General features: G+C 64.4%; 10 protein-coding genes and 1 tRNA gene. 5 read left to right on the top strand and 6 right to left on the bottom strand.

The genetic code is table 11. The features are described from left to right. Together H0W38_RS09330 and H0W38_RS09335 are read right to left on the bottom strand one after the other, a co-directional pair. Positions 1-485 (bottom strand): transglycosylase SLT domain-containing protein (locus H0W38_RS09330; RefSeq protein WP_292453124.1); only part of this gene is annotated, 485 nt, incomplete at its 3' end. Positions 486-496: 11 nt separating this feature from the next. Next, positions 497-2,242 carry a proline--tRNA ligase gene (locus H0W38_RS09335; RefSeq protein WP_292453128.1) on the bottom strand — a complete coding sequence of 582 codons (1,746 nt, stop codon included), beginning with the start codon at positions 2,240-2,242 and terminating at the stop codon, positions 497-499. Positions 2,243-2,385: 143 nt separating this feature from the next. On the opposite strand from H0W38_RS09335, the gene H0W38_RS09340 reads away from it, so the two are divergent. Continuing rightward, a complete protein-coding gene (locus H0W38_RS09340) occupies positions 2,386-2,976 on the top strand; it encodes an RNA pyrophosphohydrolase (RefSeq protein ID WP_292453130.1) in 591 nt (196 codons plus the stop codon). Between the two features lie 12 nt (positions 2,977-2,988). Here the strand turns inward: H0W38_RS09340 and proB are convergent, their stop codons facing one another. From proB to rplU, 4 genes are all read right to left on the bottom strand, one after another. After that, positions 2,989-4,107: a glutamate 5-kinase gene (gene proB, locus H0W38_RS09345; RefSeq protein ID WP_292453132.1), complete on the bottom strand. Its 1,119-nt coding sequence runs from the start codon at positions 4,105-4,107 to the stop codon at positions 2,989-2,991. A 24-nt stretch (positions 4,108-4,131) separates the two neighbouring features. Then, a complete protein-coding gene (gene cgtA, locus H0W38_RS09350) occupies positions 4,132-5,247 on the bottom strand; it encodes an Obg family GTPase CgtA (RefSeq protein WP_292453134.1) in 1,116 nt (371 codons plus the stop codon). A 92-nt stretch (positions 5,248-5,339) separates the two neighbouring features. Then, positions 5,340-5,597 carry a 50S ribosomal protein L27 gene (gene rpmA / locus H0W38_RS09355; RefSeq protein WP_292448606.1) on the bottom strand — a complete coding sequence of 86 codons (258 nt, stop codon included), beginning with the start codon at positions 5,595-5,597 and terminating at the stop codon, positions 5,340-5,342. A gap of 27 nt (positions 5,598-5,624) precedes the next feature. Beyond that, positions 5,625-5,936, bottom strand: coding sequence for a 50S ribosomal protein L21 (gene rplU, locus H0W38_RS09360; protein WP_292453137.1), 312 nt, complete (start codon positions 5,934-5,936; stop codon positions 5,625-5,627). Positions 5,937-6,206: 270 nt separating this feature from the next. On the opposite strand from rplU, the gene H0W38_RS09365 reads away from it, so the two are divergent. From H0W38_RS09365 to H0W38_RS09380, 4 genes are all read left to right on the top strand, one after another. After that, on the top strand, positions 6,207-7,148 hold the full coding sequence (locus H0W38_RS09365; protein WP_292453145.1) for a polyprenyl synthetase family protein: 942 nt from the start codon (positions 6,207-6,209) through the stop codon (positions 7,146-7,148). A 37-nt stretch (positions 7,149-7,185) separates the two neighbouring features. Next, positions 7,186-7,262, top strand: a tRNA-Pro gene (locus tag H0W38_RS09370). Positions 7,263-7,405: 143 nt separating this feature from the next. Then, positions 7,406-9,130, top strand: coding sequence for a type IV-A pilus assembly ATPase PilB (gene pilB / locus H0W38_RS09375; RefSeq protein WP_292453139.1), 1,725 nt, complete (start codon positions 7,406-7,408; stop codon positions 9,128-9,130). Positions 9,131-9,155: 25 nt separating this feature from the next. Further along, positions 9,156-9,598, top strand: a 443-nt coding sequence (locus H0W38_RS09380) for a type II secretion system F family protein (RefSeq protein WP_292453143.1), incomplete at its 3' end; no start/stop codon positions are given.

A 9,598-nucleotide genomic window follows, 5' to 3' on the forward strand; every position in this document is an offset into this window, starting at 1 on the left:
CACCCGAAGCGCAGATTGGTCTGCAGGTGAAACAAGCGACCGATGTCGTCGTCGCCACCGCCGATAACACGCAGCCAGAACGGCATCACCTGCATGTAGCCGCGCGCGCCGGCGACCGACACGGCGTACTTGCGAAAACCGCTTTCGACCTGGACCAGCCCGAGCACCAATGCCGGGTCCACCCCCGCGCGCCGGCTCTCATACCAGAGCGTTTCGAGAAACTCGATGCGCGCCAGCCGATCGGGCTTGCGTCGGCGCAGGCGCTCGCTCATCGCGCCGAGCCAGCGCAAGTAAGCCAGGCGCTCTTCGGTGCTGTCGAAAATCGGCCGCGGCGGCGCGCCTTGCGCTACCGCAGCCGACAGCGCTGTGCGAACCGAGTCGGCCAGCGGCTCCTCGAGTTGCCCGCGGGCCTCGGCGCTGCGCGGTGGCAAGCCGGCAGCCAGCGCCAGGCCGGCCAACAGCGTGCGGCGGCGCAGGGTGTTCATCCGCCCCGCGTTCAGGCGCCCAGGCGCTGACGGAGGGTGGCCATCACATCGGCCAGCGGCATCTTCGAGGCCTCGGCTTCGGCGCGGCCCTGCAACTCGACCTGTCCGTCCTTGAGCCCGCGGTCGGAAATCACCACGCGCTGCGCAATGCCGATCAGCTCCCAGTCGGCAAACATGGCGCCGGGGCGCTCACCGCGGTCGTCCAGGATGGCGTCGATGCCCAGCGCGAGCAGTTCACCGTGCAGCGCATCGGCGGCGGTCTTCACCTCCGCAGAACGGTCGTAGCCGATCGGGCAGATCACCACAGCAAAGGGCGCAAGCGCCGGGGGCCAGAGGATGCCGCGCGCGTCGTTGCATTGCTCGATGGCGGCGCCCAGGATGCGCGTGACGCCGATGCCGTAGCAGCCCATTTCCATCAGCTGCGGCTTGCCGTTCTCGTCGAGGTAGGTCGCGTTCATGGCGGCGCTGTACTTGGTGCCGAGGTAGAACACGTGTCCAACCTCGATGCCGCGCTGGATGGCCAGCACGCCCTTGCCGTCAGGCGAAGGATCGCCGGCCACCGCGCTGCGGATGTCGGCCACCAGGTCGGGCTCGGGCAGGTCACGGCCCCAGTTCACGCCGGTGTAGTGGAAATCGGCCTCGTTGGCGCCACAGACAAAGTCGCTCATGTTGGCAACGGTGCGCTCGGCGAGCACCCTGACCGGCTTTTTCATCTCCACCGGCCCGAGATAGCCGGGCTTGCAGCCGAAGTGCGTGTCGATCTCGGCGGCGGTGGCGAAACGGAAACCGGCCTTCAGGCCCGGCAGCTTGCCGGCCTTGATCTCATTGAGATCATGATCGCCGCGCACCAGCAGCAGCCACACGGTGGTCCGCGGCAGGTCGCCGCCTTCACTCTTGTCGTCGGTGGCGAGCACCAGCGACTTAACGGTTTGCGCAAGCGGCAGTCCCAGCAGTTCGGCCACCGCAGAGCAGGTGGCCTTGCCCGGGGTCGGCGTCTTCGCCAATGCTTGTTTCGGCGCGGCGCGCTCGTTAATCAGCGGCAGGCATTCGGCCAACTCCACGTTGGCCGCATAGTCGCTGGTCGGACAGTAGGCGATGGCGTCCTCGCCGGTATCGGCGATCACCTGGAACTCGTGCGAGCGATCGCCGCCGATGGCGCCGGTATCGGCGGCCACCGCGCGGTAAACGAGGCCGAAACGGCTGAAGATGCGCTCGTACGCGGCGTACATCGCGTCGTAGCTGCGGCCGGCGGCGGCCACGTCGCGGTCGAAGGAGTAGGCGTCCTTCATCGTGAACTCGCGCCCGCGCATCAGGCCGAAACGCGGCCGTCGCTCGTCGCGGAACTTGGTCTGGATGTGATAGAAATTCTTCGGCAGTTGCCGGTAGCTGCGCAACTCCTGTCGGGCGATGTCGGTGATGACCTCTTCGCTCGTGGGCTGGATGATGAAGTCGCGCTCATGCCGGTCTTTCACGCGCATGAGCTCCGGGCCCATCGCCTCGAAGCGCCCCGTCTCCTGCCAGAGCTCGGCCGGCTGCACGATCGGCATCAGCAGCTCGATCCCGCCAGCACGGTTCATCTCGTCGCGGATGATCGCTTCGACCTTGCGGATCACTCGCAGCCCCATGGGCATGTAGCTGTAGATGCCCGCGCTCAGACGCTTGATCAGGCCGGCACGCATCATCAGCCTGTGGCTCACGATCTCGGCATCGGCCGGCGCTTCCTTGAGGGTCGAGATGAAGAACTGCGAGGCTTTCATGGCAGGCGCCGGGACATCCAGGAACAGTGGTGTGCGCAAGCGCGCAGGGTGCGAGGGCCCCATCCGCGCCCTGGGGCGGGCGCGGGTTGCATCGAGAAGGCCCGGTGCAATAATGAATTCAAGACTGAATTCGAGGTTTCATTATGCTCGACCGTGAAGGCTTCAGGCCGAACGTCGGCATCATCCTGCTCAACCAGCGCAACCAGGTCTTCTGGGGCAAACGGCTGCGAACCCATTCGTGGCAATTTCCTCAAGGCGGCATTAAATACGGTGAAACGCCCGAGCAGGCGATGTTCCGTGAGCTCCATGAAGAAGTGGGCTTGCACCGAGAACAAGTGCGCGTGGTGGCGCGTACGCGCGACTGGCTGCGCTATGAAGTGCCCGACCACTTCATTCGCCGCGAGGCGCGCGGCCACTACCGCGGCCAAAAGCAGATCTGGTTTCTCTTGCAGCTCACCGGCCGCGACAGCGACATGAACCTGCGCGCCACCGACCACCCCGAGTTCGACGCCTGGCGATGGAACGAGTACTGGGTACCGCTCGAGGTGGTGATCGAGTTCAAGCGTGACGTCTACCAGATGGCGCTCACCGAACTGGCCCGGTTCCTGCCGCGCAGCAACCATCAGAATCGCTACTTGCGTTCAGGCATGCGTTTGCAGCGGCGCGATGAGGCCTCATCCGAGCACGACCCGATCGCCGCCGCCCAGCCGCAGGAGCCGACCGGGACGCAGTGAAGCCGCTGCGCCTTACGAGAGCACCAGGTTATCCCGGTGGATCATTTCAGCTTCGCCGGTGAAGCCCAGCAGCCGCTCGAACTCGCTCGAAGGCTTGCGCGCGATGAGCCGGGCCTCCCTGCTCGTGTAGTTGGCCAGGCCGCGGGCGATCTCGACGCCCGCTTCGCTCCGCACCGCGATCACGTCGCCGCGCGCAAATTCACCGTGCACGGCGACCAGCCCGATTGGCAGCAAGCTCTTGCCGTCGTTGCGCAGCTTGGCGAGGGCACCATCGTCGATCACGACTGCGCCACGCAATTGCAGATGGTCCGCCATCCACTGCTTGCGAGCGGCGATCTTGGCGGTGCTGGCCGTGAGCAGCGTGCCGATCGCTTCACCGGCGGTCAGCCGCAGCAGCACGTCGGGCTCTCGGCCCCATGCGATCACGGTGGAGGCCCCGCTGCCCGCCGCACGTTTGGCGGCCAGCACCTTGGTGATCATGCCGCCGCGGCCGAGGCTCGAGCCGGCACCGCCAGCCATGCGCTCGAGCGCGGGGTCGCCGGCCCGCGCCTCCTCGATGAAGCGGGCTGTCGTGTCCTTGCGCGGATCGGCCGAGAACAGCCCGGCCTGATCGGTGAGGATCACTAGTGCATCCGCTTCGATGAGATTGGCCACCAGCGCGCCGAGCGTGTCGTTGTCGCCGAACTTGATCTCGTCGTTGACAACGGTGTCGTTCTCGTTGATGACCGGGATCACTCTCAAGCGCAGCAGCGTAAGCAGCGTCGAGCGCGCGTTGAGGTAGCGCTCGCGGTCGGCCAGATCGGCGTGCGTCAACAAGACCTGCGCACTGCCGATACCGCGCTGGCGCAGCTTGCTCTCGTACATCTGCACGAGGCCCATCTGCCCCACGGCTGCGGCGGCCTGCAGTTCATGAACTTCCTTGGGACGTGTGCGCCAGCCCAGGCGCTTCATGCCTTCGGCGATGGCGCCGCTCGACACCATCACCACGTCGCGGCCCTGTTCGGCCAGGGCCGCAATCTGCCGGCACCAGGTGTCGATGGCCTCTTCGTCGAGGCCCCGACCTTCGTTGGTGACCAGGCTGGAGCCGACCTTGACCACGATGCGCTTCGCGGCGCGCAGCACCTCAGACATGCCTTGCCCTTTTCGCCCCGCCGCTCATCGAAAACGCGGATCGTCGACTTGGGGAACAAAGGCCGCATCCTTGACGGACACGTCATCCGCGTCGAGCTCGGCAAAGCGCACATCAGGATCGACGTGGTGAGTCTGGTAAGTCGCCACATGGCGGTAGATCGCTTGCACCAGATGCTCGCAACCTTCGCGCGTCAGGGCCGAAATCTCGAACACGGGGCCTTTCCATTTGAAGCGCTTGACGAAATCTTTCACCCGAGCGGCGCGTTCGTCGGCAGGCACCATGTCGAGCTTGTTGAGCACCAGCCAGCGCGGCTTGTCGAACAGGGCCGGGTCGTATTTCTTCAACTCGGCCGCGATCGCCTTGGCCTGCTGGACCGGGTCGGCATCGTCGAAGGGCGCCAAGTCGACCATGTGCAGCAGCAGGCGCGTGCGCTGCAGGTGACGCAGGAAACGGTGACCCAGCCCGGCGCCTTCGGCAGCACCTTCTATCAGCCCTGGCACATCGGCCACCACGAAGCTCTGCTCAGGCCCGACCCGCACCACCCCAAGGTTGGGGTGCAAGGTGGTGAACGGATAGTCGGCAATCTTCGGCCTTGCGTTGGAGATCGCCGCGATCAGGGTCGATTTGCCGGCGTTGGGCATGCCGAGCAGGCCGACGTCGGCGAGCACGCGCAATTCGAGCTTGAGCTTCTTCTGCTCACCGGGCCAACCGGGGGTCTTCTGGCGCGGTGCGCGGTTGGTGCTGGTCTTGTAGTGAAGGTTGCCGAAGCCGCCGTCGCCGCCCTTGGCAATCAGGATGCGCTCATCCGGCTCGAGCAACTCCGCTATGGGAGCGCCCGTTTCGGCATCGGCGATGATGGTGCCCACGGGCATGCGCAGCACGATGTCATCGGCAGCCGCGCCGAACTGATCCGAACCCCGCCCATGCTCGCCGACGCGCGCCTCGTGACGGCGGGAGAAACGGAAGTCGACAAGCGTGTTGAGATTGCGATCGGCTTGGGCGTACACGTTGCCGCCACGTCCGCCATTGCCGCCGTTGGGCCCGCCGAAGGGAATGAACTTCTCGCGGCGAAAGCTCGCGCAGCCGTTGCCGCCGTTGCCGGCGATCACGTCGATATAAGCCTCGTCGACGAATTTCATCGCATCTGCACTCTGTTTCGAACGATGTTAGCGGAGCCGTGCCAACGAAAAAGCCCCGGCGAGCCGGGGCTTCGTGGGCGGGGCCTGCAGGCTCAGCGCGGGGTCACGACCACCGTGCTACGGCTGCGCTCGCCCTTGACGGCATAGCTCACTTCGCCGTCGACCAACGCAAACAGCGTGTGGTCCTTGCCGATGCCAACATTGGCCCCGGGATGAAAACGCGTGCCACGCTGACGCACGATGATCGCGCCGGCCGTGATGACCTGGCCGCCGAACACCTTGACGCCGAGCATCTTCGGCTGCGAATCGCGGCCGTTGCGTGTGGAACCGCCGCCTTTTTTCTGTGCCATTTTTCAGCTCCTTCTAGGTTGCAAGGTTCAGCCGTTCACTGAACTGATTTCCAGCTCGGTGAAGTTCTGACGGTGACCCTGCCGCTTTTGGTAGTGCTTGCGGCGGCGCATCTTGAAGATGCGGACCTTGTCATGACGGCCGTGTGCCAGCACCGTGGCCACGACCTTCGCGCCGGCAACCAAGGGAGTCCCAACCTGCAGGTCCGCGCCGTTGCCCACAGCAAGCACCTGGTCGATCACGATCTCTTGGCCAACGTCCGCAACAATCTGTTCTATTTTGATCTTTTCGCCTGCAGTAACCTTGTATTGCTTGCCGCCGGTTTTTATGAGCGCGTACATATCAGCCTCTCACTCGAGTTCTCTCACTGGAAAAGACAGGCCGCCTCTCAAACGAAGCGGCCGGCCCCGCGCAATTTTGCGAAGCCGGTGACTTTAACACATGCACTTGTGTCAATCGCTCGAAGAAGCGACCATGCTCGATGTTCCCCGGCGTCGGAGTGCCGCGCTTTCTATAATCCACGCTTCGCTCGCGCTCCCCGCGGGCTTTCGGGTTCTGTCGTGTCCGCCGTCTCGCCTGCCGCCTTGTCGGCCTCCACCTTTGCCGACCTGATGGCCCCCGAGATGGCAGAGGTCGACACGCTCATCCGGCGCCGGCTGTCATCCCAGGTCGCGCTGATCAACCAGATTTCGCACTACATCGTCAGCGCCGGCGGCAAGCGAATCCGTCCGACCTTGGTTCTGTTGTTCTCCCAGGCGCTCGGATTTGACGGGCCCGAGAGATTCGAGCTGGCGGCGACGGTCGAGTTCATTCACACCGCGACGCTCTTGCACGACGATGTGGTCGATGAGTCGGCGCTGCGCCGGGGGCGCGACACCGCGAATGCGCGTTTCGGCAACGCCGCCAGTGTGTTGGTTGGCGACTTCCTTTATTCGCGTGCCTTTCAGATGATGGTGTCGGTAAACCGCATGCGGGTGCTGGAGGTGCTGGCCGACGCAACCAACGTGATCGCCGAAGGCGAGGTTCTGCAGTTGATGAACATGCACGATCCCGACCTCGCGGTCGACGACTACTTGCGCGTGATTCGTTTCAAGACAGCCAAGCTGTTCGAGGCCAGCGCTCGGCTGGGCGCTCTGCTGGCCGACGCTCCGGCCGCAATCGAGGCGGCCTGTGCCGACTATGGGCGCGCGCTCGGCACTGCATTTCAACTGATCGACGACCTGCTCGACTACGAGGGCGCCACCACAGCACTGGGCAAGAACGTCGGTGACGATCTGCGCGAAGGCAAGCCGACCTTACCGCTCCTTGCCGCCATGGCGCGGGGCACTCCGGCGCAGCGCGACCTCGTGCGGGCAGCCATCGTCAACGGAGAGATCGAACGCTTGCCCGACGTGATCGCCATCGTGCGTGAGACCGGGGCGCTCGACGCGACACGGGCGGTCGCACGAGGAGAAATCGAACGGGCCAAGCAATGTTTGACCGTGCTGCCCGATTCGGCGCACCACGAAGCGCTGCTATACTTATGTGCTCAGTCGATCGAGCGTTCCGCGTGAGCGCCGACCGATATCCGCGCCTCGCGCGCGGGCACTTCGGGGTGTAGCTTAGCCAGGTAGAGCGCTACGTTCGGGACGTAGAGGCCGGAGGTTCGAATCCTCTCACCCCGACCACGCTTTCTCTTGACCGTCTTTCCCGGCATGCGTGTGGCTTACGCACGGCATCGGCGGTAGATCGAGCGCTGGTGCGCCTTCCCGCGTTTACACCGACTGGTGAATCGACGATCATGAACCGGTTGCAACGCCTGCCGAACTGATTGCCCGTGGACACGATCGCCGACGCTCCGCAGAGTTCCTTGTCCGGCGTGGCGCGCGTCCTGGTTCACGCCGGCAAACTCAGCGTCAAGACCGCCGAAGACTTGGTCCGCGGCGCCAAGGAGCAGCGCCGCAGCTTCATTTCGGCAGTGATCGGCGCGGGCGCCGTCAACCCCGCCGACCTGGCGCACACGCTTTCTACCGCGCTGGCCATGCCGCTGCTCGATCTGGCGGCCATCGATCCGCAGCGCTTGCCGCGCAACGTGATCGACGCCAAGCTGGCCGCTCAGTACCAGGTGATCGTGCTCGGCAAGCGCGGCAATCGCCTGTTCATTGCCGGCGCTGACCCAACCGACCAGGAAGCCGTCGAACGGATCAAGTTCGCGACGCAGCTCACGCCGGAATGGGTGATCGTCGAACACGACAAGCTGCTGCGTCTGGTCGAGGCAGCCACAATCAGCGCCGGCGAATCGCTCGAGTCGCTGGTGGCGGGCGATTTCGAATTCGACGTCACCGAAGAGGAAACCGGCAGCACCGAGACACAGGATGTCTCGACCGATGTCGAGGACGCTCCGGTCGTGCGCTTCCTGCAGAAGATGCTGATCGACGCGATCAATGCGCGCGCTTCCGACTTGCATTTCGAGCCTTACGAGTCGATCTATCGCGTGCGCTTTCGTGTCGACGGCGAACTGCGCGAGATCACGCAGCCACCCATCGCCATCAAGGACAAGCTCGCCTCGCGCATCAAGGTGATTTCCCGGCTCGACATCGCCGAGAAACGCGTGCCGCAGGACGGCCGCATGAAGCTCAAGTTCGGCAACAAGGCGATCGACTTCCGGGTCAGTTCGTTGCCGACGCTGTTCGGCGAAAAAATTGTCATTCGGATCCTCGATCCGTCGAGTGCGAAGCTCGGCATCGAGGCGCTGGGCTACGAGAAGATCGAAAAGGACCGCCTCATGCTAGCCATCAAGCGGCCCTACGGCATGGTGCTGGTGACCGGGCCGACCGGCTCGGGCAAGACGGTGTCTCTCTACACCTGCCTGAACATCCTCAACCAGCCCGGCGTGAACATCGCGACGGTCGAAGACCCGGCCGAAATCAACCTTCCCGGCATCAACCAGGTCAATGTCAACGACAAGGCGGGGATGAACTTCGCCGTCGCGTTGAAGGCGTTCCTGCGGCAGGACCCGGACATCATCATGGTCGGGGAGATTCGCGACCTGGAAACCGCCGACATCGCCATCAAGGCCGCACAGACCGGCCACATGGTGATGAGCACCCTGCACACCAACGATGCGCCGACGACGCTCACGCGCCTGATGAACATGGGCGTGCAGCCCTTCAACATCGCCTCCAGCGTGATCCTGATCACGGCGCAACGCTTGGCGCGGCGGCTTTGCGAGAACTGCAAGGCGCCCGCCGATTACCCTAAGGAAGCCTTGGTGAAGGCTGGATTCACCCAGGCGGATTTCGAGGGCACCTGGAAGCTGTATCGGGCGGTCGGTTGTTCGAGCTGCAGCAACGGCTACCGGGGCCGCGTCGGTCTGTACCAAGTGATGCCGATCACCGAGGAGATCCAGCGCATCATCCTGACCCAAGGCAACGCGATGGACATCGCCCAGCAAGCGCACCGCGAAGGCGTGCGTGATCTTCGCCAGTCGGGTCTCATCAAGGTGCGCGCCGGCATGACGACCCTGGAAGAAGTGATCTCGGTCACCAACGAATAAGCGCTTCGCGAGGACTCTACAGATCATGGCCACAGCAACCGTGTCGGCAAACGGCATCAAGGAACTCGTCTTCGAGTGGGAAGGCAAGGACAAGAACGGCAAGCTGGTGCGCGGCGAGATGCGCGCGGGCGGCGAGGCGGCCGTCGGTGCGACGCTGCGGCGCCAGGGCATTCTCGTCAACAAGGTCAAGAAGCGCCGCATGAGTGGCGGCCGGTCGATCAAGCAGAAGGACATTGCGATCTTCACGCGCCAGATCGCGACGATGATGCGCGCCGGCGTGCCGCTGCTGCAGTCCTTCGACATCGTCGCGCGCGGCAGCACCAATCCGCGCGTGACCAAGCTGCTCAACGATATCCGCTCGGACATCGAGACCGGCACCAGCCTGTCTTCGGCGTTTCGCAAGCACCCGCTGTATTTCGATGCGCTCTACTGCAACCTGGTGGAAGCCGGTGAGGCAGCCGGCATCCT

It is taken from the genome of Methylibium sp. (assembly GCF_013817365.1).
In the GTDB taxonomy this organism is placed as follows: Bacteria; Pseudomonadota; Gammaproteobacteria; order Burkholderiales; family Burkholderiaceae_C; genus Methylibium.